The 19,445-nt window shown below is 59.8% G+C and carries 21 protein-coding genes; 8 read left to right on the top strand and 13 right to left on the bottom strand.

Going from position 1 to position 19,445, the window contains the following annotated elements:
• Nucleotides 1-332: 332 nt before the first annotated feature.
• From tatC to TRL7639_RS07820, 3 genes are read right to left on the bottom strand one after another with little or no spacing between them, the layout of a single operon-like run.
• The gene (gene tatC, locus TRL7639_RS07830; protein ID WP_085795167.1) at nucleotides 333-1,205 is read right to left on the bottom strand and encodes a twin-arginine translocase subunit TatC; all 873 of its coding nucleotides are present in this window, start codon (nucleotides 1,203-1,205) and stop codon (nucleotides 333-335) included.
• The gene (gene tatB / locus TRL7639_RS07825; protein WP_085795166.1) at nucleotides 1,202-1,666 is read right to left on the bottom strand and encodes a Sec-independent protein translocase protein TatB; all 465 of its coding nucleotides are present in this window, start codon (nucleotides 1,664-1,666) and stop codon (nucleotides 1,202-1,204) included. Before tatB ends, tatC begins: the two co-directional genes overlap by 4 nt.
• 6 nt (nucleotides 1,667-1,672) lie before the next feature.
• Entirely contained in the window at nucleotides 1,673-1,888 is a 216-nt protein-coding gene (locus TRL7639_RS07820) for a twin-arginine translocase TatA/TatE family subunit (RefSeq protein ID WP_085795165.1), read from the bottom strand.
• 227 nt (nucleotides 1,889-2,115) lie between these two features.
• Between TRL7639_RS07820 and TRL7639_RS07815 the strand changes: the two genes are divergently transcribed.
• Together TRL7639_RS07815 and TRL7639_RS07810 are read left to right on the top strand one after the other, a co-directional pair.
• The gene (locus TRL7639_RS07815) at nucleotides 2,116-2,424 is read left to right on the top strand and encodes a hypothetical protein (protein WP_085795164.1); all 309 of its coding nucleotides are present in this window, start codon (nucleotides 2,116-2,118) and stop codon (nucleotides 2,422-2,424) included.
• A gap of 33 nt (nucleotides 2,425-2,457) precedes the next feature.
• Entirely contained in the window at nucleotides 2,458-3,123 is a 666-nt protein-coding gene (locus TRL7639_RS07810; RefSeq protein WP_085795163.1) for a helix-turn-helix transcriptional regulator, read from the top strand.
• Nucleotides 3,124-3,376: 253 nt separating this feature from the next.
• On the opposite strand, the gene TRL7639_RS07805 is transcribed toward TRL7639_RS07810, so the two are convergent.
• The 3 genes from TRL7639_RS07805 to surE all read right to left on the bottom strand — a co-directional run bounded on the left by TRL7639_RS07805 (nucleotide 3,377) and on the right by surE (nucleotide 6,051).
• Entirely contained in the window at nucleotides 3,377-4,555 is a 1,179-nt protein-coding gene (locus tag TRL7639_RS07805; protein ID WP_085796308.1) for a peptidoglycan DD-metalloendopeptidase family protein, read from the bottom strand.
• A gap of 69 nt (nucleotides 4,556-4,624) precedes the next feature.
• The gene (locus tag TRL7639_RS07800; protein WP_085795162.1) at nucleotides 4,625-5,272 is read right to left on the bottom strand and encodes a protein-L-isoaspartate(D-aspartate) O-methyltransferase; all 648 of its coding nucleotides are present in this window, start codon (nucleotides 5,270-5,272) and stop codon (nucleotides 4,625-4,627) included.
• Nucleotides 5,269-6,051 carry a 5'/3'-nucleotidase SurE gene (gene surE, locus TRL7639_RS07795; protein WP_085795161.1) on the bottom strand — a complete coding sequence of 261 codons (783 nt, stop codon included), beginning with the start codon at nucleotides 6,049-6,051 and terminating at the stop codon, nucleotides 5,269-5,271. The genes TRL7639_RS07800 and surE overlap by 4 nt, the downstream gene beginning before the upstream one ends.
• Between surE and TRL7639_RS23440 the strand changes: the two genes are divergently transcribed.
• Entirely contained in the window at nucleotides 6,050-6,178 is a 129-nt protein-coding gene (locus tag TRL7639_RS23440; RefSeq protein WP_268875833.1) for a hypothetical protein, read from the top strand. The genes surE and TRL7639_RS23440 overlap by 2 nt on opposite strands.
• Nucleotides 6,179-6,281: 103 nt before the next feature.
• Here TRL7639_RS23440 and TRL7639_RS07790 read toward each other — a convergent pair whose 3' ends face one another.
• The 5 genes from TRL7639_RS07790 to TRL7639_RS07770 all read right to left on the bottom strand — a co-directional run bounded on the left by TRL7639_RS07790 (nucleotide 6,282) and on the right by TRL7639_RS07770 (nucleotide 11,328).
• Nucleotides 6,282-7,325, bottom strand: a complete 1,044-nt coding sequence (locus TRL7639_RS07790; protein WP_085796307.1) for an ABC transporter ATP-binding protein — start codon at nucleotides 7,323-7,325, stop codon at nucleotides 6,282-6,284.
• 149 nt (nucleotides 7,326-7,474) lie between these two features.
• Nucleotides 7,475-8,518, bottom strand: coding sequence for a methyltransferase domain-containing protein (locus TRL7639_RS07785; protein WP_085795160.1), 1,044 nt, complete (start codon nucleotides 8,516-8,518; stop codon nucleotides 7,475-7,477).
• Between the two features lie 103 nt (nucleotides 8,519-8,621).
• Nucleotides 8,622-9,416: an O-methyltransferase gene (locus TRL7639_RS07780; protein WP_085795159.1), complete on the bottom strand. Its 795-nt coding sequence runs from the start codon at nucleotides 9,414-9,416 to the stop codon at nucleotides 8,622-8,624.
• 22 nt (nucleotides 9,417-9,438) lie between these two features.
• On the bottom strand, nucleotides 9,439-10,545 hold the full coding sequence (locus TRL7639_RS07775; protein ID WP_085795158.1) for a YhaZ family DNA alkylation repair protein: 1,107 nt from the start codon (nucleotides 10,543-10,545) through the stop codon (nucleotides 9,439-9,441).
• Between the two features lie 3 nt (nucleotides 10,546-10,548).
• Nucleotides 10,549-11,328, bottom strand: coding sequence for an SDR family oxidoreductase (locus TRL7639_RS07770; RefSeq protein ID WP_085795157.1), 780 nt, complete (start codon nucleotides 11,326-11,328; stop codon nucleotides 10,549-10,551).
• Nucleotides 11,329-11,514: 186 nt separating this feature from the next.
• On the opposite strand from TRL7639_RS07770, the gene TRL7639_RS07765 reads away from it, so the two are divergent.
• The 3 genes from TRL7639_RS07765 (at nucleotide 11,515) to TRL7639_RS07755 (ending at nucleotide 14,408) form a co-directional block, all read left to right on the top strand.
• Nucleotides 11,515-12,522, top strand: coding sequence for a Hint domain-containing protein (locus tag TRL7639_RS07765; RefSeq protein ID WP_085795156.1), 1,008 nt, complete (start codon nucleotides 11,515-11,517; stop codon nucleotides 12,520-12,522).
• A gap of 389 nt (nucleotides 12,523-12,911) precedes the next feature.
• Nucleotides 12,912-13,646, top strand: a complete 735-nt coding sequence (locus tag TRL7639_RS07760) for a hypothetical protein (RefSeq protein ID WP_133057629.1) — start codon at nucleotides 12,912-12,914, stop codon at nucleotides 13,644-13,646.
• A 261-nt stretch (nucleotides 13,647-13,907) separates the two neighbouring features.
• Nucleotides 13,908-14,408 (top strand): c-type cytochrome, encoded by a 501-nt coding sequence (locus TRL7639_RS07755; RefSeq protein ID WP_085795154.1) that lies wholly within the window; start codon nucleotides 13,908-13,910, stop codon nucleotides 14,406-14,408.
• Nucleotides 14,409-14,570: 162 nt separating this feature from the next.
• Here the strand turns inward: TRL7639_RS07755 and TRL7639_RS07750 are convergent, their stop codons facing one another.
• Together TRL7639_RS07750 and TRL7639_RS07745 are read right to left on the bottom strand one after the other, a co-directional pair.
• Nucleotides 14,571-16,256: a calcium-binding protein gene (locus TRL7639_RS07750; protein WP_085795153.1), complete on the bottom strand. Its 1,686-nt coding sequence runs from the start codon at nucleotides 16,254-16,256 to the stop codon at nucleotides 14,571-14,573.
• A 112-nt stretch (nucleotides 16,257-16,368) separates the two neighbouring features.
• Nucleotides 16,369-16,713 carry a BrnA antitoxin family protein gene (locus tag TRL7639_RS07745; RefSeq protein ID WP_207559644.1) on the bottom strand — a complete coding sequence of 115 codons (345 nt, stop codon included), beginning with the start codon at nucleotides 16,711-16,713 and terminating at the stop codon, nucleotides 16,369-16,371.
• 160 nt (nucleotides 16,714-16,873) lie between these two features.
• Here TRL7639_RS07745 and TRL7639_RS07740 point away from each other — a divergent pair, with 160 nt between their 5' ends.
• The gene (locus TRL7639_RS07740) at nucleotides 16,874-18,481 is read left to right on the top strand and encodes a peptide chain release factor 3 (RefSeq protein ID WP_085795152.1); all 1,608 of its coding nucleotides are present in this window, start codon (nucleotides 16,874-16,876) and stop codon (nucleotides 18,479-18,481) included.
• A 27-nt stretch (nucleotides 18,482-18,508) separates the two neighbouring features.
• On the top strand, nucleotides 18,509-19,261 hold the full coding sequence (locus TRL7639_RS07735) for a hypothetical protein (protein ID WP_085795151.1): 753 nt from the start codon (nucleotides 18,509-18,511) through the stop codon (nucleotides 19,259-19,261).
• Nucleotides 19,262-19,445: the final 184 nt, after the last annotated feature.

The raw sequence follows: 19,445 nt of genomic DNA, 5'->3' as shown, positions 1-19,445 counted from the left end.
GTCTTAGCGGCAACGACAGAAAGGGCACTTGTGCAGAACTTAACCGACCTGCAAGTCTCGCGATCCACCAACCCTGACCACAACCGCCCGGCGCAGTCCGAGCATCGCCCGACCTCCCCCAAGAGGGCGATGCCCGGATTGCGCCTGATGTTGGGGTGGGCTCAATGCTGCCGCTCGACACCTTTTTTTGGGGAACGTCCAAAATGGTCCCACCGGCACACCATAAATTTGTCAGAGCCGGCGTCCGCCCCCCTGAACCTGACACTCACATGAAAACACCCCCGCCAGTTCCGGCGAGGGTGCTCCACTGTTTTTCCGCGAATAGGCGTGGCTTACTTCAGATCGTCGCTGTGTTCGGCCAGATCCTCGTCCATCTCGTCGTCATAGTAGCCATCGGCGCGCAGCTGTTCCTCGCGCTTTTTCTCGACGCGTCCAACCAGGAAGATCGACACCTCATAAAGGCCATAGACAACGACAAACAGGATAACCTGCGTGATCACATCCGGCGGTGTTACCAGCGCGGCCAGCACGAGAATGGCCACAACCGCATATTTACGCACGTTGCCCAGACCCTCGGCGCTCACCAGCCCGGCCTTGCCCATCAGCGTCAGCAGAACCGGCAGCTGGAAACACATGCCAAAGGCCACGATGAACTTGATGGTCAGGTTCAGGTATTCCTGGGCCGAGCCCTGGAACACCACGCTCAGCGGCGCGGCTGTTGCCGTATCTGTCACGGCCTCGCCCTCGGCGCCAAATTGTTGGAAGCCCAGGAAGAAGTCATAGGCCAGCGGCGTGACAACGTAGAAGGCAAAAGACGCGCCCAGAATGAACATGAAGGGCGAGGCAACCAGGAACGGCAGAAACGCGCCCTTCTCGCTTTTGTACAGGCCCGGCGCCACAAAGCGCCACATCTGCATCCCGATATAGGGAAACGCCAGCATGAACCCGCCAAGCAGCGAGACCTTGATGGCAACAAAGAAGCCCTCTTGCGGCGAGATGAATATCAGCCCGCAATCCTGCCCGCGTTCATTCAGCACTTCGCATAGGGGCGCGGTCAGAAAGTTGAAGATCGGCGTCGCGACCGTGAAACACAGCACCATGCCGACAAGGAATGCCACCACACAGTGGATGAGCCGCGTGCGCAGCTCGGCCAGGTGTTCGATCAGCGGGGCAGAGCTGTCGTCGATCTCGTCGGTATGGCTCATGTTTTGGTCTCTGTTTCCGTATTAAGCGCCGCCTCGGCAGCCTCGGCCTTGGCCATCGCCTCTTCGGCCTCGCGCGCCTTGCGCTCAGCCGCAGCACGCGCGGTCGAGGCCTGGATCTTCTTCGCCGCTTCGGCCCGTTCCGCCGCCAGCTTGCCGGTCTCGCTTTCGGGGTCGAACTTGGTGGGATCAATAGCCGATGTCATCTCGCGTGCCGCATCCTTGACGCCGTCCATCGCCGCACCCATCGGATTCGACGCAGTCTTGATCCCCTTGGCGATGTCATTGACACCGGCTTGATCGGCCGCCTCGTTCATGGCGCTGGAAAACTCGCGCGCCATGCCACGGGCCTTACCGACCCAGCGGCCGACATTGCGAAAGAGCACCGGCAGATCCTTGGGGCCAACAACGATCAGCGCCACGATGCCGATCACCAAGAGCTCGGTCCAGCCCAGATCGAACATGCGCGATTAGGCCTTGTCTTTGTCGGCTTCGGGGGTGACGTCCTTGGCCTCTTCTGACGCGTCCTGCTCCAGCTCGGCGGTGCCTTCGTTGATGCCCTTCTTGAACGAAGTGATGCCTTTGCCCACTTCGCCCATCAGCGAGCTGATTTTGCCGCGTCCAAACAGGACCAGAACCACAACCGCGATCAGAAGGATGCCGGGAAGGCCGATATTGTTCAACATGTGATGTCTCCTCAACTTGGGTCCGCGCGTTTTGGCGCGGGGAATATCTCGGGCTCAGGTCTAGCGCGACGCCTTGATCCAGGGAAAGGCGCAGCGGTCCAGAATCCGTGCCCTCCTCCGGCAAAAGTGAAGATTTCCGCCAACGGCCAACCCCAACTGACAGGTTTATGTCAGTTGCCCTGCGATAGGTCCAGCCCATCGAAGGTCGAACAATAGGAGTATCCAAAATGACCCAAGTCGCCGAAATCGTCACCTTCACCCTTGCCGCTGGTATCAGCGATGCCGAGTTTGTCGCCCTCAGCCAGGCGTCCGAGGCGTTTGTGCGCGCCACACCCGGCTTTCTGCACCGTCAGCTGAGCAAAGGCATGGACGGACGCTGGACCGATTATGTGATCTGGCAGGACATGGAGACCGCGCAGAGGGTGGCGGCCTCCTTCCCGAGCCAAGATTTTGCACCCGCATTGATGGCCGCGATTGCACCAGGCAGCGCTGAGATGCGCCACGAAGAGGTGCATTGGCAGATGATGGCCGCTTGACCGGCATAGGTCCGGCGCGGCAAGGGTAAAGCCATGCGCCGCACCGACCGCCTTTTTGACATCATCCAGATCCTGCGCGACGGCAAACTGCACCGCGCGCAGGACATCGCCGACCAGCTAGAGGTGTCGGTGCGCACGATCTATCGCGACATGGACACGCTGGTGGCCTCGGGCGTGCCGGTCGAAGGCGAGCGCGGCGTAGGTTACATGGTGCGCGAGGCGATCACCCTGCCCCCCCTGACGCTGACCACCGAAGAACTTGAGGCCCTGAACCTTGGCATGGCCATCGTGTCTGAGGCCGCCGATCCGGGGCTCAAGGCAGCGGCGCAGTCGCTGGTCGACAAGATCGACGCGGTGCTGCCCACACAGACGGTGGCCGAGGCGGACGCTTGGAAGTTTGCGGTCTACCCCTTTGCCGATGCGGCGCGCGGCTTTACCCATATGGCCCCACTGCGCGCAGCGATCAAATCCCGCCAGAAACTGGCACTCAAGTATCGCCGAATCGATGGCACGATGACCAACCGTGTGGTGCGCCCTTTGCACATGGAATACTGGGGCCGGGTGTGGACGCTGACAGCCTGGTGCGAAACCCGCGACGATTTCCGCGTCTTCCGCGTGGATCTCATCGAAGAGGTCACCCCCCTGCCCGAGCTCTTTGTCGATGAGCTCGGCAAACGGCTGGAAGACTACGTGCCGTAAGCAGATGCCGGGCGAAACGACGGGGGCGCTCCCGCCCGTCGTCAATTTTTCTGACGAAAAACCTCCTCCCGTTGGGCCGGGCGCCTCGCCTTCGGCTCGGCGCGGGTACGGCAAGACAAGACGCCTTGCCCAATCCCCACGGGTGCAACAAGGCGCCAACCGCCGAGCGCAGCGAGGCCCGGCCCAAGGCCGCTCGCGGAGCTGACGCAGTCAGGTCTGCGCGGGCGCGGGAGCCCCTTCGCCCGCAAACACTTTATTGCAGGTAGGGCGTGGGATCGACGCTGTCGAAGCCTTTGCGCACCTCGAAATGCACATAGGCGTTGTCACCGGACCGCAGCTGCGCCAACTTTTGCCCGCGCTTCACACGGTCGCCTTTGTTGACTTCGATGTTTTCGACATTTGCATAGACCGTCAGCAGGTTGTCCTTGTGCCGCACCACGATGATCGGCACTTGGTCAGCATCCGCCGTGATCGCCGCCACGGTGCCTTTGTCGGCGGCGACAACGGCCGATCCAGCTGCGGCCGCAATATCGATCCCGTCGTTCTTACCCTTCTTGTAGGGGCGGATGATCTTGCCGCTGACCGGCATCGTCATCGCAGCCCCGCTGGCCTGAGTTGGCTTTGCCACCTCCACTGCCTCAGGTTCGGGTGTCTTGACCGCCACCTTCTCGTCCGGCAGCGCCGTTGTCGCGCTCGGCGGAGTGGGTGTCGGACTGCCCGAACCCGGTTTGGTTACCGCCGCCGCACTGGCCGCCGCTGCCGCAGCGCCACTTGGCGCAGACTGGTCCTTGACCGGGATGATCAGATACTGACCTTCACGCACAGCGAAGTCCGAACCCAACCCGTTCCACTCGGCCAGCGCCTTGACCGGCACCTGATACAGCCGCGACACGGTATAGGCAGTCTCGCCGCGCGCCACCTTATGTCGTACAGGTTCTGGCCCCGTGGGCTTGGCAGCAGGTTTCGACGAACTTGCAGGCGCCAAGGTGGTGGTTTCAACCGGCGTCGTATCCGGCGCCTGATCAATCGCACTGCCTGCCAAGGCCGCAATATCCACCGATCCGCCCGAGCTGCTTTCCGCCACCCGAGACGGTAACGCCAGAACTTCGCCCTTGCGCAGGGGCGTGTCAGGGTTCAACCCGTTGAACCGTGCGACCTCGCCGGCAGGCAAGCCGATGCGGTTCGACAACTCGGCCACACTGTCGCCCGAACGCGCAACGGCCACCTGATAGTTGGGATAGGATATCACGCCGCGTTCGTCCGGCTTGGGCCGAGGCGCAGTTTTGACCGATTGTGCGGCTTCCGTCGTGTTGAAAGCACCGATCTGACCGCGCAGGTCATAATCCAGCGGGCCTTCGCAGCCCGCGACCAATGCAACCACGGCACCAGCCATAAGCAGCCGGGTCGGCAATTTCCGGGTGGAACAAATCATCTCGCTATCCTCAAACACGCGCCCCCTGTTGACCGGAGGCTTGGCGATCATCGCAACTCAAATAGGTCTTTAACCGTCCTTGCCCAACCCCTCAAGCAAAGGGACAAAGCGGACGGGCCGGATTTCATCATAGTCGAACCCGCTTTCGCTGCGCCGCACCCGGATCAGGGTCTGCACCGCGTCGGACTGGCCCACCGGCACCACCATGATACCGCCGATTTTCAACTGCGCCAAGAGCGGCCCCGGCGGATCCTCGGCTGCCGCCGTCACAATGATACGGTCAAAAGGCGCCTGATCGGGCAATCCGAACGAGCCGTCGGCGGTCATTGTGGTGATATTCACCAACTGCAGCGCCTGAAAAATCTCCTGTGCCTCGCGCACCAGCCGCGCGTGGCGTTCAACCGTATAGACCCGCCGCGCCAGCTTGCTGAGGATCGCCGCCTGATAGCCCGACCCGGTCCCCACCTCGAGCACCTTGTCGCGCGGGTTGACCTGCAAGGCCTGCGTCATGATCCCCACGACCGAAGGCTGGCTGATCGTCTGTCCACAGGCAATCGGCAACGGCATGTCCTCATAGGCGCGGTCAGCAAAAATGCCGCGCACAAACGGACCGCGATCGATCTCTTCCATCGCGTTCAGCACCCGCGCATCCGTCACCCCCTTGGAGCGCAGAGCAAACAGAAACTGCATCTTGGTTTGTGCGTCAGGCCCGCTCATTCGATGTCCGCCAAGGCCTCCATCGCGTCATGCGCGGTCAGATCCGCCCGCATCGGCGTGACCGAAATATACCCTTCGAGGTTCGCTGCCGCATCCGTCCCGGGTGCGGTCATCACCTGCTGATTGCCGCCCTTGATCCACAAAAATTGCTTACCAGAGGGGGAGTTATGCGGCTCGACGCTGAAACAGGACCCACGCCGGAACCCCTGCGGCACCACGCGGATGCCCTTGACATCCCCCACACGGACGGGCGGCAGGTTGACGTTATAGAACAAGCGATAGTCCTGATCTTGAGCGGGCGTCTTGGCCAGGATCTTGCGGATGACATCGGCGCCATGCGCGCGCGCGACTTCGAACGGCTCGTCGATGCCATAATTCTGCGGGCCGTAATATTGCGACATGGCAATCGCAGGCAGCCCTTGCAAAGCAGCCTCCATCGCGCCGCCCAACGTGCCGGAATAAAGCGCGTTCTCGGCCGAGTTATTGCCCCGGTTCACCCCCGACAAGACCAGGTCAGGACGCGCATCTTTCATCACGTGATGCAAGGCCGCAAGCACGCAATCAGCGGGGCTGCCTTCGGTCGCAAAGCGCCGCTCGCCCATCTTGGCGATCAGCATCGGATGGGTGTAGCTGATGCAATGGCCAACGCCGGATTGCTCGAATGCCGGGGCCACGACCCAGACCTCGCCCTCCGGTCCTGCCAGCTCTGCCGCGATTTCTTCCAACGCGGCCAATCCAGGCGCGTTTATGCCGTCGTCGTTTGTCAAAAGAATGCGCATGAAACCGCCGCCCCATCTGGTTTTTGCTGATTTTGCCCTTGATAGACGCGCGGTTTGGCACGGGCAAGCACATGAGAACCAGGTCAAGACATTAAGCTTAACCTACGATGAATTCGCCACAGGTTGACCTCTCGGCCAGGCGGGACCCCGAAAACTTCAAAAGTTTTCGGTCCGATTTCTTTCAAAGAAATCGGCGCCCCCATCCCCCTCAGCGATAGTTCACACGCGTCTCACGCAGGAAAAACAAAGCACCGGTCCCGGCGCACGGTCAGCCACATGACGCGCCCCGTTTCTGGCACGAAGACATTGGGCACCGTTGCCCGCAAAATCGAACCGTCGAAGTCCATCCGAAACTCAACCAGGCTCTCATTGCCCAAAAACCGCGCACGTTCGACCACACCCCGTGCAGCCACCCCGGCCGCCGGCGTCGGCAAAGGTCCTTTGCCGCCCCGGTCGAAATCCAGCTTCACGTGCTGCGGACGAAAGACGATGTCGACATCCGTGCCATCCGGCACCCCGGGCGCCAGAAACTGGCCAAAGGGGGTATCCGCCAACGCTCCTTCAACTCTGGCCCCTAAAACATTGATGTCACTGAAAAATGCGACCGCAGCCTTGTCCACCGGACGGGTGTAGACATTATATGGAGCACCGCGTTGCACGATCTTGCCCCCGCGCATCAGCGCGATCTCATCGGCCATCCGCATCGCCTCTTCCGGCTCATGGGTGACCAGCAGAACAGCTGTGTCTTCTTCCTTGAGCAGCGCCAGCGTCTCATCCCGGATGCCGTCACGCAGCCGGTTGTCGAGGCCCGAGAACGGTTCGTCCATCAACATGATCCGGGGCCGCGGTGCCAAAGCACGCGCCAGCGCCACGCGCTGCTGCTCTCCGCCGGACAGCTGATGCGGAAACTCGTCAATGTAGCGGATCAGATCGACCTTGCGCAGCAGCTCTTCGACCCGTGCGCGTTTCTCGGCTTTCGGCCCTTTCAGACCAAAGGCCACGTTGTCGGCCACGCTCAAGTGAGGGAACAGGGCAAAGTCCTGAAACATCAGCCCGATCTCGCGGCGTTCGGGCGGCACTCGGAACACCGTGTCACAGATCAGCTTGCCGTCGACATAGATCTCGCCCGAATCCTGCATCTCGACGCCTGCAATCATCCGCAGCGTCGTGGACTTGCCGCAGCCCGACGGCCCCAGCAGGCAAGTCACCTGCCCCGCCTGAATCGACAGGGATACATCATCGACCACCGCGCGCCCGTCAAACTGACGCATCATGTTGCGGATCTCCAACCGAGGGGTCGGGCGCAGCTGTGCCTGGGGTTCAGCGTTCAAAACAAGCCTCTTCGCCTTTCCCGACCACTTTCATCGGGCTTGGGACGGGATAGCAACCCGTCCCTCCTTACGCAAGAGAGGGCCGCATGGCGTCAACAGCAGCTGATTGTGGTTCCGGCCTCCTGGTTGAAGGGGCTTTCGCCACCGCAGCCCTCAAAGATACCAAAATGCGTATCGAACGAACCGACGAATTCGAAATGGCGTGCAAACCGCGTGTCTTTCAGCATCATCCAGGTGTTGCCACAGACCGGGAACACCTTGCCCGTCTCGATCACGTGGTGATCGTCCAGCACAAATGCATGCGGCGCATGCTCGACCGAGCCCTTGTAGATCACAGCCTGACCATAATCCTCACACGCCGGTTCCAACTCGGGCAGCTTGAACAGACGATAGGTCGCCGACAGGAACGACAGCGGCGCCACCCGCGCCTCCAGCTCGGGGTTTTCAATGGTCAGCGGGCGATGTGTCACCAGACGCGGATCGCCAAATCCGGATGCCTTGGCGATGGACAGAAAGTCGTTCCAATACAATGCCCCCGACAGGCATTCGCCATACAGCACCTCATCCTCGGCCATAACCTGCGGCACCCGGCGGTCGGCATAAACGTCCGAGAAATACATCTCGCCACCCGGTTTGAGCAGATGATGCGCTCCACGCAGCACCGCGCCCTTGTCGGTGGCCAGGTTCACCACGCAGTTGGACACGATGATGTCGAAAGACCCCGGCTCCAGGTCCAGCTCATCCAGTTTTTCGATGAACCCGTGGTGAAACTCGACATTGCTGGCGGAATGCCCAAAAACCTCGGCGTGATAGTCCTGATGCGCGCGCGCCACGTCCAGCTGCGCCGGTGTCATGTCCACGCCGACAACGCGCCCCGTCTCGCCCACCATGGCCGAAAGCGCATAAACGTCGCGTCCCGCGCCACAACCCAGATCCAGAATGCGCATACCGGTCAGATCCAGCGGAGCGATCAGCCCGCAGCCATAGTACCGCGTCAGAACCTCGTCATGAACCTGCGACAGGATCTTCTTCAGATGATCCGGCATCTCGTCCGGCGTGCAGCACGCGTTGGTCTGCAGATCAGAACTCGCCTGCAACACCTCGCCATAATAATTCTGCACAGATTCATGCTTCATCGGACCGCCCTTTCCTTGATCGTTCCGATGCAGCTATCGCCCCCAGTGTGGCCCCGCAATCAACCCGAGCGTCATATGACGCAACCGTGAAGGATCGTGTGGGTTAGGTTCTCTTTTGCCCAAAAACCTTTGCGAAAAACCGTGACACGGCCGAACCTGTCGCCGCTTCTGTCGAGGGCAGCTCGACTACCCCAACCCGAGCTCCAATCTCCCACACGCCCACAAAATCTTCGCGCGCCTGGATCTCGCTCCAACACTTCTCCATGCTTTTTGAGAAATTGATGCCATCGATCAGAACAATTGCCCCCTTGGCCGCAATCCCTTCGACCAAAGTCAGTTGTTGCCTGACAAAATACCGCGTGTGAATCCCATCGATCAAAGCGATGTTCACGGGTTCCGTGACCCGGTCGACACTGCCTTCGAATGTCCCTTCGGTCAGGTCATAGCTGCCGCCAACCACTGCAAAGTTGTCGCGCACAATCGGGGTCCACAGGCGGTTCGGCTCAAAACTGAACAATGTGCCGCCCGCATCTTTCATGCCCGCCAGCCAATACATGCCGCTCACGCCAAAACCCGATCCGAACTCCAACACGGCCTGCGGTTCAAGCTGGGCTGCCAGCCATGAATAGAACCGACAATAATCGGGCTGAGTGCGCACCTCTTCGACATTCCTTTTGGGGTCATCACCGATCCGAACGCCATAGTTGCGCACCCGCTTGTAGGCAGACCAAAGCGGCAGTTTTCCCTTATTCATCGTCCGATAGACTGCCGTTTCGATCTTTTCGAAAATGGCTACATTTTCAGTATCGAACCGATCCTGCTCGTCCGAGTATCGCTCAAACACCTCCGCCATGCGGCTCTCGTTGGTGACCCGCAGCGGTTTGATAACAACACTCATACGCCCTCCCTCTTTGCTTTGGTTACGGCAGCAACTCGAAACCCTGGTCCACGCGCACAACGCCATTCACCTGAATTTGCAACCGATGAGCTCCGGGCACCAGCTTGAATGTGGTGGCATCCCCTTTCAGCTTGTGCCGTTTGCGCATCTTCAGGGCGCCGCCGCGCACCACCGCCTGCTTCAATTTGTGCACCTTGGCCGAGATCTTTCCGCCAGGCCTTTGAAAATGAATGATGTAATCGACCAAGACCGGCACGTCACCGGCCGCCGAGACCTCGACATCGAACTCCAGCGCGCCGCCGATCCGCGCCTCACCCTCAATGTCGACATGCACCAGGATGTCCGCATCCGGGTCATAGCCCAACATCTTCATCGCGCCCGGGTGCCCGGCCTTCACCAGTCCACGCAGCGCATGGGTTGTCATCCAGCGCAGTTCGTCGGCGTCCTGTACGCCCAGCGCGCGCCAATCTGCCATTCGCCGCAGCACCAAATCCGGATCTTTCTTGGCAATGTCGTTCAGATGATTGGCAACCGACCGCGTGACATAGCGGGTCCGATCCCCGTGCAACCGATCCAACAGCGGCAAGGGATCATCCAGCGCCAAACCCACAGCCATCCCCCAAGGCAATCGCGGCCGCGTCCCCTCGCTGACCAGACGCCGCACGTGATAGCTGTCGTGCGCAGCCCAGAGCTCCATCCGGGCCAGAACGTCCTCTGGCCAACGGTTCAAAAAGGGCCGGATCGCCCATTCCATGGAAAACCGCTGCGTCAGTTCTTCCAGCACATCCAAAGCCACATCAGGATGCCCGATGCCTATCTCGGCCACCCACTCTCCCAAAGGCGCAAAGATGAAATCGCCAAAGTCATCGTCGCCCAAGCTCGGGTCCAGAGGGGGCGGCAGGGCCGCCAGGATCACCGGTGCAACCTCGGGCAGCTCACCTGGAACCGCTTCACCAAGACAGGCCGCGATCCAAGCCATCCGCTCTTTCAACTCCAGCTCCAGAAGCCGCGACATGACCCGAGCGTGAAACCTATCCGCATCAAAACCGTCACCGGCGAAAAGGCCCGCCAGGTAGCGGACCTTTTCGTCGTTAAACAGCTGATCCTTCATGGAAAAGCCTGACGTCATGGATCACATCGTCATATTGGTGGCACCGCCATCCAGCAAAATGTTCTGCCCCACGATGAATCCCGCATGCTGCGAGCACAGGAATGCACAGGCCGCGCCAAATTCCTGACGTGTGCCATAGCGGCGGGCCGGGATCGTCGCCTCGCGCGCGGCCTTGGCCTCGTCCAGCGAAATCCCCTCCTGACCTGCCACCCCGGTGTCCAGTGATACGGCCCGGTCGGTGGCGTGAATGCCCGGCAACAGGTTGTTGATCGTCACCCCATGCGGCGCCACCTGCCGCGAGGTACCCGCGACATAGCCCGTCAACCCTGTACGCGCTGCATTCGACAACCCCAAAACGGCGATAGGCGCTCGCACGGACTGCGAGGTGATATTGACCACCCGGCCCCAACCCTTGTCCATCATCCCTGGCAACAGCGCCTTCATGAAAGCAATCGGCGTCAGCATGTTGGCATCCAACGCCTTGATGAAATCGTCACGTTCCCAATCCGACCACATTCCGGGGGGCGGGCCGCCCGCGTTGGTCACCAGGATGTCCACACCCTGCGCCGCTTCAATCACCTGCGTCTGGCCCTCTTCGGTCGTGACATCCGCTGCCACGGTCTGCACGTTCACGCCGTGGGCGGCGCGAATCGCCTCCGCCGAGGCCTCCAGCGCCTCGGCCCCGCGCGCGGTCATGATCAGGTCAACACCCGCCTCTGCCAGCGCCTCGGCACAGCCCAGGCCCAACCCCTTGCTGCTGGCCGACACCAATGCGCGTTTTCCTGCTATTCCCAGATCCATCTTTCATCTCCCGATTTTCGCCCCTGGGGGCGTCTTTGCGCCCGAGTAAGCACCAGCTTGCCGACAATTGCCAGCCATTCACCAAAGCTCTGACCGATATCCGCCACATTCTGGCGCTATCGTGACTTGTCACACACCGCGTGACCAACCACACTGTAGAGCCGAGCAACAAAGAGCCAACACCCCGTGACCGCCACCAGCCCCGTGCAATCCATCCCCGTCTTCCGCGCGCAGCACTTCACCGTGATCAATGGCGCCAACATGGGGGACGAGATCTCGTATATGGACGAGTTGATGCTTGATGACATTTATGCGCTTGGCCATGGCGCCACGCTGGAACGGCTTGCGCTGCAAACCGACGCCGAAGGGCATTTTCAGGTCGCCTCCGACACCGACTGCGGCACTCCCGGCGCGCTGATCCACCTCGATTGCGCGCTCAACCTGATGTCGCCCGATGGCCAGACCACCGACGCGCTGGTCCTGGTCGAGGTCGACGACACCGGACACATCGCCGAGCTTTACCTGCTCCCGCTGTCCCCGCTGGAGCCCAAGGTGGAATATTCGCTTGTGGGCATGGACCGCGACAGCGCGCGGCAAAAGTTCGCCCAGGTCGCCTGCGTCTCGTTCACCCGCGGCACCCATATCACGCTCGCCTCAGGCGCACAGGTGAGGATCGAGGATCTGAAGATCGGTGACCGCATCCTGACCCGCGACGATGGCGTGCAACAGGTGCGCTGGATCGGGCAATCCACCGTGCGCGCTGTGGGAGAACTTGCCCCAATCATGATCAAGGCAGGTGCGCTGAACAACGAGAACGACCTGTTGGTCAGCCCCGACCACCGGCTCTTTGTCTATCAACGTTCCGACCAGATCGGAGCGGGTCAGCCTGAACTGCTGGTCAAAGCCCGCCACCTTGTGAATGGCGATACGGTATATGTGCAGGATGGTGGCTTTGTCGACTATTTCCAGCTGCTGTTTGACCATCACCACATCATCTACGCCGAAGGGATCGCGGCCGAGTCGATGCTGCTGGATCCGCGCACCAAACCTGCGCTGCCACAAGAGCTGATCGATCGCATCTCGCCCCTGTTGGACCAACACAGTTCAGGAGGGGATCACGGCTTGGACGTCGCCAAGGCCCTGCTGGACCGCCCCGACGCGATTGCATTGCTCAAACGCGCCTCGCGGCACTAAGGGCTTGTGATACTGCAAAGCTTACATTTGAGTGACACCAAATAGATGCATTGCGGGTGATGGCGCACTGCACGTAGAACGGTTGCGCGAAGGTGTCAAAAGCCGGAACAAGCAGCGGCGAACGCAGCCGATTGTTCCAGACTTCTCAGGCCCCGAATTTATCGAGCTGTTCACGGTTCAGTCAGAGTGTTCCCCGACAACCGTCAGCTAAACCTTTCACAAGACACCGACTAAGGTATTCGCAGGTATCAACCCTTCGAATGCAGACCTATCTGGCGCCGATCTTGGGGTCTGGACCCATTTCAAAACCCTCTTTCCAGACAGCCCCAAACGTTGCCTGAAAGCACGGTCCGCGCGATACTCGCGCTTGTTTGTTAAAGGAGTTCGTTTTGATTATTCAGTCCACAAAACCGCCCAGCCGCAGGTTGGATGCCGCATTGAAGGCCGAACCCGTGACGCCCCCACAGGGATCGGAACCGATGATCGGTCTGGCCATCCTCGACCCCCAAACGCCCTCCATCCCCACGCTCAGCGCCTTTACGCCGGCCTTTGTCACCGCATCCGAGCGCCCCGGAGACGTGCAAGGTCTGTTCCGACACGACACGCCCCGGCTTGTGGACTCTCTGGCCAATTTCGCCAAATCCAACGAGGCGCAGCTGTTGCGGGCGGTCTGGAAAACTGTCCTGAAACCAAACCTGCCAGACCCCATCGGCCGCAGCGTCGATGCTGTGTGGCTGGTCGGGGACGGTGCCAAACTCTATCAGACATTTCGTAAGAACGACTGGCAAGGCGATCTGCAAGCCACGGCAAAACTTGCCATTGAATCAGTTGATGTGTTCACTAATGCGTTGATTTTGGCCAACGCCGCCGCGGGTCGCCCAACCGATGGCCTGGGCACAATCCGCGTCGCCTGCCGCTATGGCAAGAAAGCCGTTGGCGGCGCCAACCCGAGTGAAATTCAGTGGATGATAATCAAGGACTTTGCCGCAGGTGAATCCGCAGAAGTCAAAACCGTTCTGGGGATCAAGGGCATTCTGGACGCCGCCGCACAACTGTCTCCCGAAGAAGCGCCCCTTGTTCCTGTGCAAACAACGCTTCCAGTCTCCCCCTCCAACGGCACCTGACTGTAGCTTTCGAGTTACGGGTTGAACCCAAGGCGTTCTGACCCAACTCACCGGTATTTTCCTTCACAGCCCGGTGGCACTCCCGCGCCCGCGCAATCCTGACTGCGTCAGCACCGCTGGCGGCCTTGGGCCGGGCACTGCGCTTTGCGCAGTGCCCGGCCCAACCGGAGGAAATGTTTCGCCAGAAACATCGACGACGGGCGGGAGCCCCTCTGCCTTGACGGGTCCGGCCGCATCACGGTGCCGTCAAGATCTCTGCAAATGCCGTCAAACGCCAACCGCTGCTTGATAGGATCGCAACAACTGAACCGGATGGACGCAAAATGCTCTCACGCCCCTTTTTTCACAGCTGTGCTTCTCTCGATTTCAACGGTCGCTCTCGCCCACCAGGGCGTCCAGAACGAGGCGGTCAAGGCGCGGATGCATTCCATGATGGGTCTTGACGATGACCTCAAGCTCATGATCGCGATGGCCAAGGGGGAAAAGGCCATGGATGCTGACGCCGCGCAAGCCGCCGTTCAGCGCATCAAGGCGGGCACGCCCGAGATCGCCACCTTGTTCAAAGCCCCCGAAACCGACCCCAAGTCCGAGGCCCTGCCCACCATCTGGGACGAGTTCGACCAGTTCACCACTCTCGCCCAAGAGTTGGAACAGGCCGCCGCCAAGGCCGCCCCCACGATCCAGGACCGCCCGACCCTGGCTCAGGCCGTCGCCAACATCGGCGGCGCGTGTCGGGCGTGCCACAGGCGGTTTAGGAAGTGAGAAACACGGAGCTTGGCGCGATGCAAGACGTCCGCCTCGCTCTCCTTTGCGACAGCCGCCACGCTTGCATTCACAAGCGCATCGGTTTCGTTTGACATTGATACCCTTGAACAAAACAACACATCTGCCAACGGCCGACATGGCGTCCTGATGCAGACGGGGCTACATGAACGTGATGTCATCGATCGCATCAAAGTGCGGATCGCTGTTGTTGATCGTTAAGGTGCTGCCATCGTCGACTGTGATAATGGTTCGTGTACCCGAGGTCGAATAGGTAACCTGCCCGGGATCTGCGTAGAGTAAGATTTGATCGTCCCCGTCAAAGCCGCTGATGGTGTCATGGCCCGAATAAACGCGGAACACAAACGTATCCGCACCCGCCCCACCGATCATCAGATCGTCTCCGGCGTTGCCTTCAATCGTGTCATCGCCACCTTCGCCTCTCAGAGTGTCGTTGCCCGCCTGACCGTGCAACAGATCATTCCCGTCACCGCCAAAGATGAAATCCCCATCTTCGCCACCAAGGATTCTGTCATCCCCCGTGCCTCCACGCAACGTGTCCTGCCCTACACCACCACTCAACGTATCGGTGCCAGCATCCCCGGTGAGAGAGTCATTTCCAGAGCCGCCGATCAGATAGTCATCACCAGAGCCGGACCACACCTTGTCATTACCAGATCCCACATCAACGGTATCATTGCCGTCCCTGCCATAGACCGTGTCATTTCCGGCATGCGCCAGCATGTGATCATCACCCGTCGCCCCGTCCAAGACATCGTTTCCAGCCTCGCCATACAGCGTGTCGTTACCTTGGTCGCCATAGAGGGTGTCATTCCCATTCCCACCGCGAACGGAATCGTCGCCGTGTCCAGCCTTTACAAGGTCGTGGCCATCCTGCGCCAGGATCAGATCGTCCTCGCGAAACCCTATACGAGTGCTCAGAACATCGTTGCCGCTTGTTCCGTCGACCCGATTTGCAACAGTCGCAGACTCGGCCTCTGCCAGCACCTCGATATTACTATAGGTTGCCGTCACCTCTTGATCGACGCCAACGCCATCTCGATAAACGCCCAATCGCAGGTAGGCAGGAATCGCCTCTCCGTTCGCATATTGCCCGAAACTGGATGAATCACTCGCATCCGTTTTATATGTAACAAAATCAGTATGTTTATTCTTGTTGACCATCTTAAAATAGAAAGTCGACTTTGTTGCATCCGTGGGATGCTGTTCGATAACGAATGAAACGTTATAACTTGCACCTTCTGTCAGCCGGAACACGGCGCCCTTCGGCTGATCGTCCACCATAACCCGAACGTAGTTCCCACCACCATCAGCATAAACCGCGACGCGCAATGGAATAGCATCAGCAGTGTCTTGCTGCTTCAACTGCACAATATTCAACCACCCTGCATCGCTGCTTTCACCTGCAGGGAAATCCACTTCAACATCAAACGAGTATGCATATTTCCGCCCCGCCTCCACATAGCGGTGCGACGCGATTTCGCTGCGGTCCTTATCCTCGGTTTCATCAAGCGAAGCCGTGAAGTCATCCTTTTTAACCGTGAAACTGATCGATTCTATTACGCCCGCATCCACAGAAGCTGACATATTGTCGGCTCCATAGCTTGGGTCTGAAAGAACGTTGTAAAGATGCCCTTTCGACATCCACTCACCGTTCTCCCAAACTTGTGGGCGACTGTTCAGATGCACGGTGTTGGCAAAGTTGTCCAGAAAGAACTCGTTCACGCCAGAGAATGAATTGTAGTGCTCCCCAGCCTCAAAAAAGCCATTGAACCAAGCATCCTTCAGAACCGACACACGGTTATCAACAGAAATTATATTCGCCATGCAGATGACCTTTCAGAATAAATTAAATAGTTTTTCGCAATAAATAATTGAAATCGCCCATAGATCAAATAAAAATAATCAACCTTATGGAGAGCGGAGACTTGCTCATTCTTCACCCCGACACTTCCCTCTCTATCCGCTTCGCCTCGAGCATCAGACGTGGCAGCGTGTTGTCATACTGATGCCCGCTGATGTGCCCGCTCAAAAGCGCCGTCCAGTAAATCCGCAGCACCTGATTGATCCGCGCCTGATAGCCCGGCCCCAGCTTGCGAAACCATCGCACCATGTCCGCATCCAGCCGCAGGGTCACCCGCGTCTTGTCGCGCACTGCGCCGTGCCAAGTGTCCATCCCGTGCCAATCCTCGGGCAGGCTTTTGTCCAGCCATTCGCTCGCCAACCCGTCCTGCAGCGCTTCCAGCTCATGCAGCATCTCGGCCCGTGCCTGCTTCCGGCTCACCATCGCGGCCTCCTCTCGTTAACCTGCCCGCAACTTTGCCGCACAAAGGTTAACGCCCGATCAGGTCACCGACCGGTGCACGTCCTGTGCACGTTTGGTGCACGCATATCACACCGCGTTTTTCTTGCGTTGCCCGCGTTCCTTACCTATACGCGCGCTCATGCTTGATACCGCCACAAACCGCCCCGAATTGCCGCCCGAGATCGCGCGCCGCCGCACCTTTGCGATCATCTCGCACCCGGATGCGGGCAAGACGACCCTGACCGAGAAATTTCTCCTTTATGGGGGCGCCATTCAGATGGCCGGACAGGTGCGCGCCAAGGGCGAGGCACGGCGGACGCGATCAGACTTCATGCAGATGGAAAAGGACCGCGGCATCTCGGTCTCTGCATCGGCAATGTCTTTTGATTACAACAACTTCCGGTTCAATCTTGTGGACACACCCGGCCACTCGGATTTCTCAGAAGACACCTATCGCACGCTCACGGCGGTGGACGCGGCGGTGATGGTGATCGACGGGGCAAAAGGGGTGGAAAGCCAGACGCAGAAACTGTTCGAGGTCTGCCGCCTGCGCGACCTGCCGATCCTGACCTTCTGTAATAAGATGGACCGCGAAAGCCGGGATGTCTTTGAGATCATTGACGAGATTCAGGAAAATCTGGCCATCGACGTGACCCCGGCCAGCTGGCCCATCGGCGTGGGTCGCGACTTTGTCGGCTGCTATGACATCCTGCGCGACCGACTGGAACTGATGGACCGCGCCGACCGCAACAAAGTGGCGGAAAGCATTGAAATCAACGGCCTGGACGATCCAAAGCTGGCCGAGCACGTGCCCGAAGCGCTGCTTGAGCAGCTCAAGGAAGAGCTGGAAATGGCGCGCGAACTGCTGCCCCCGCTCGACCCGCAGGCGCTGTTGGACGGCACCCTGACGCCCATCTGGTTCGGCTCTGCGATCAATTCCTTCGGGGTCAAGGAACTGATGGATGGGATCGCCGGTTACGGCCCCGAACCGCAAGTGCAGTCCGCACAACCTCGCAAGATTTCTCCTGAAGAACCAAAGGTTTCCGGCTTTGTCTTCAAGGTCCAGGCCAACATGGACCCCAAGCACCGCGACCGCGTGGCCTTTGTCCGCATGGCGTCCGGCCACTTCAAACGCGGCATGAAACTGACCCATGTGCGGTCGAAAAAACCGATGGCCATTTCCAACCCGGTGCTGTTCCTCGCGTCTGACCGCGAACTGGCCGAAGAGGCCTGGGCCGGCGACATCATTGGCATCCCGAACCACGGCCAGCTTAGAATCGGCGACACGTTAACCGAAGGTGAAGCTTTGCGTGTTAGTGGTATACCCAGCTTTGCTCCGGAACTGCTACAGGGTGTGCGGGCTGGTGACCCGATGAAGGCCAAGCATCTGGAAAAGGCGCTGATGCAGTTCGCCGAAGAAGGGGCCGCGAAGGTGTTCAAGCCCTCTATCGGCTCGGGCTTTATCGTCGGCGTTGTCGGCCAGTTGCAATTCGAGGTTCTGGCCAGCCGGATCGAAATGGAATACGGCCTGCCTGTGCGGTTCGAACAGTCCCAGTTCACTTCGGCCCGTTGGGTCAATGGCGACAAACAGGCGGTGGACAAGTTCATCAACGCCAACAAGCAACACATCAGCCACGACCATGACGGCGATGTGGTCTATCTGACGCGTCTGCAATGGGACATCGACCGGGTCGAACGCGACTATCCTGATGTGCGCCTGACCGCGACAAAAGAGATGATGACCTAAGCCGCGGGCTGGCCTAAAGTCGGCCCGATGGACATCGAAAACCCTGTATATCCGGGCGGTTACTATAGCCTGATGCGCAATCTGGAGCATGCCGAACGGCCGTTCCAGAATGCCCATCTGGTGATGCCCCCCGCTGATGTGGATCTGGCGGCCCTGGCCAGACAAACCGTCACCGCCGAACCGGACCGCCCCCTCCCCGAGGGGGAAACCGACGCGCGCCGCAAGCTCCACGCGCTCGAGCTGGAGTTCGATGGTGACAACGTCCTCCACCTGCTGCACGCCCTGACAATCGCCCTGCTGCGCCGCCGCGACGCCTCGGAAGAGGCCCGCCAATTGTTTCTGCGCATCTGGCGCGAACAGGGAAAGTTTCTGGCCGGCACATTGTCTGTCCGCTGGATGATCTCGGCCGCCACCACATTCGGCGATCATGGCGATACCATCGAACAGCGCTTGGGTGGTCAGGGCCTGTCGATGCTCTTTGATCTGATCAAGCTGCACGACAGCGAACGCCGCCAGTCCGGTCGCGGAAACGATAGCGGCTTTCCCCGTGTGCGAGGCGCCAAACCCCGCGACGGGCTTGCCTTTGACATGGACCCTTACTCGCTCGAGAACGGCGACCTGGACATCAACATGCTCGCTCGCCTGTGGCGCCTGTCCGAAGCCGATGCCGTACTGCGTCCGCTGGGGTTCCGAATGCTCAGATTGGTCATGTCTGACCGCAAAACCATATTCGCCCGATTGCGCCGTTACAAACGCTCTCCCATCACGCCGTCGCACTAGCCGCCGGAAACAGAGGCTGCGGATTCGGTCTGGTTGTCGCTCAATTCTACGAAAATCAACAACAATTCCATGCGACAAGGGACTTGATTTGACCCCGGGCGGGGATTTTGTTATGCCCCAGACCGAGCCGTCATGCGCAGTCAGCGCAGGGTCGTCCGGACCCGGCTCACACCAGACGTGCGGG

This window comes from Falsiruegeria litorea R37 (genome assembly GCF_900172225.1).
Classification (GTDB): domain Bacteria; phylum Pseudomonadota; class Alphaproteobacteria; order Rhodobacterales; family Rhodobacteraceae; genus Falsiruegeria; species Falsiruegeria litorea.
The sequence above is the reverse complement of the archived record's forward strand: the minus strand, read 5'-3'. Positions and strand labels throughout refer to the sequence as shown.

Bases quoted from the DNA above. Each gene is read 5' to 3' on its own strand.
- TRL7639_RS07740 (WP_085795152.1), top strand. From the start codon at position 16,874: ATGCTTGATACCGCCACAAACCGCCCCGAATTGCCGCCCGAGATCGCG.
- tatC (WP_085795167.1), bottom strand. From the start codon at position 1,205: ATGAGCCATACCGACGAGATCGACGACAGCTCTGCCCCGCTGATCGAA.
- TRL7639_RS07790 (WP_085796307.1), bottom strand. From the start codon at position 7,325: ATGATGCGTCAGTTTGACGGGCGCGCGGTGGTCGATGATGTATCCCTG.
- TRL7639_RS07810 (WP_085795163.1), top strand. From the start codon at position 2,458: ATGCGCCGCACCGACCGCCTTTTTGACATCATCCAGATCCTGCGCGAC.
- TRL7639_RS07750 (WP_085795153.1), bottom strand. From the start codon at position 16,256: ATGGCGAATATAATTTCTGTTGATAACCGTGTGTCGGTTCTGAAGGAT.
- TRL7639_RS07785 (WP_085795160.1), bottom strand. From the start codon at position 8,518: ATGAAGCATGAATCTGTGCAGAATTATTATGGCGAGGTGTTGCAGGCG.
- TRL7639_RS07800 (WP_085795162.1), bottom strand. From the start codon at position 5,272: ATGAGCGGGCCTGACGCACAAACCAAGATGCAGTTTCTGTTTGCTCTG.
- TRL7639_RS07755 (WP_085795154.1), top strand. From the start codon at position 13,908: ATGCCGTCAAACGCCAACCGCTGCTTGATAGGATCGCAACAACTGAAC.
- TRL7639_RS07820 (WP_085795165.1), bottom strand. From the start codon at position 1,888: ATGTTGAACAATATCGGCCTTCCCGGCATCCTTCTGATCGCGGTTGTG.
- TRL7639_RS23440 (WP_268875833.1), top strand. From the start codon at position 6,050: ATGAAACCGCCGCCCCATCTGGTTTTTGCTGATTTTGCCCTTGATAGA.
- TRL7639_RS07805 (WP_085796308.1), bottom strand. From the start codon at position 4,555: ATGATTTGTTCCACCCGGAAATTGCCGACCCGGCTGCTTATGGCTGGT.
- tatB (WP_085795166.1), bottom strand. From the start codon at position 1,666: ATGTTCGATCTGGGCTGGACCGAGCTCTTGGTGATCGGCATCGTGGCG.
- surE (WP_085795161.1), bottom strand. From the start codon at position 6,051: ATGCGCATTCTTTTGACAAACGACGACGGCATAAACGCGCCTGGATTG.
- TRL7639_RS07775 (WP_085795158.1), bottom strand. From the start codon at position 10,545: ATGACGTCAGGCTTTTCCATGAAGGATCAGCTGTTTAACGACGAAAAG.
- TRL7639_RS07815 (WP_085795164.1), top strand. From the start codon at position 2,116: ATGACCCAAGTCGCCGAAATCGTCACCTTCACCCTTGCCGCTGGTATC.
- TRL7639_RS07780 (WP_085795159.1), bottom strand. From the start codon at position 9,416: ATGAGTGTTGTTATCAAACCGCTGCGGGTCACCAACGAGAGCCGCATG.
- TRL7639_RS07770 (WP_085795157.1), bottom strand. From the start codon at position 11,328: ATGGATCTGGGAATAGCAGGAAAACGCGCATTGGTGTCGGCCAGCAGC.
- TRL7639_RS07735 (WP_085795151.1), top strand. From the start codon at position 18,509: ATGGACATCGAAAACCCTGTATATCCGGGCGGTTACTATAGCCTGATG.